Below are 1,242 nucleotides of genomic sequence, written 5' to 3'. Positions count from 1 at the left end.
CCGACCCCCGGGTGACCTCCGTACCCGTCGAGGAGTGCGGCGAACCGCTCGTCGACGTACGCGCCTACCGGGGCGGCGCGGGGGGGGGGGGCCGCCGCGCGGGGGGGGGGGGCCGGGGCGGCCCGGGAGCGCCGCCGCCGGCCAGTCGGCGAGCGCCGACGCCGCCGCGTACCAGGACACGAGGCCCGACATCGCCGCGAACCAGCCGCCGACCTGGACGAGGCCGCCGGCTCCCGCGAACACCGAGACGGCGAGCAGCACGAGGGCCACGCACAGCAGTCCGTACACGCACTGCGCCACGATGCCAGCCCTCTTGGCGCCGGCCGTGAGCGTCAGGGCCAGCAACGCCCACAGAGCGAACAGCAGACCCACAGCATGGGCGGAGGCATGGCCGCCGAAGCCCGACCCCCACGTGAACCAGAAGGCGCCGAGCGCGGCGAAGGCGGTGCCCGTGAACGTACTGCCGTAGCGGAGTTCGAGCAGGCCGGCCACGAACAGGGCCACCCCGCCCACATAGAGCGCGAGCGTGACGGCGTCGGCCGCCGTGACGCCGCTGACGACCCCGGTGAGTCCGAGGCCGAACGCGAGCAGGGTCAGCCCGAGGGCGAGATGGCCGAGAACGGAAGTGGATGGCGGTGCGCTTTCCGCGACGACCTCGTTGACCACGGCGGGCTCCCTTCGCTGTGCGCCTTCACTGTGCGCGACGATGCTGTATCCCAACGGCCGTTATGTACCCTTCATCAGGGCACGATGCACTTCCGAGCGTGAGCGAATTCACTTCACGTGCATCCGTGTTGACGGAACGTCATATCGCCCGGGGTAGCTGTCAACCGAAGGGACGCGCGAGGTACGAGAGGGGGAAGGGCGACCCCGGGTGGCCTTCCGAACAGGACCGGAAACCGCCGGTTCGGGCGATGTTGCGGGGGCTCAGCGGCGAGGGCCGGCCGGCGGCCGGCGGGACCGCCGCGTGCGGGGCGCCAGGGCGCGAGAGGTCGGCGTGCGGGAGGTCGGCGGGACCGCTGCACGCGGGTGATCAACACACGGGAGGTCGGCGTCCGGGAAACCGGCGCGCGGGAGGTCGGCGTCCGGGAAACCGGCGTGCGGGTGGTCGGCGCCGCGCCGGGGGATGTACGTACCGCGCGGTTCGCGAAGCTCGCTAGGGCGGAACGAAGATGCGGGCACCGCGGAGCGCATGACCCGCCCGGGCGGGTCATGCGCTCCGCGGTGCCCGCATCTTCGTTC

The 1,242-nt window shown here is 73.1% G+C and carries 1 protein-coding gene; it reads right to left on the bottom strand.

What is annotated here, in order from left to right:
• A partial coding sequence (locus LCE31_RS38560; protein WP_308042420.1) for a GPR1/FUN34/YaaH family transporter occupies positions 1-720 on the bottom strand: 720 nt, incomplete at its 3' end.
• Between the last annotated feature and the right edge of the window lie 522 nt (positions 721-1,242).

The sequence above is a fragment of the Streptomyces sp. 8L genome (assembly GCF_020176795.1).
Taxonomy (GTDB): domain Bacteria; phylum Actinomycetota; class Actinomycetes; order Streptomycetales; family Streptomycetaceae; genus Streptomyces.
Note: the sequence above shows the minus strand (reverse complement) of the source record. Positions and strands in the feature narration are given on the sequence as shown.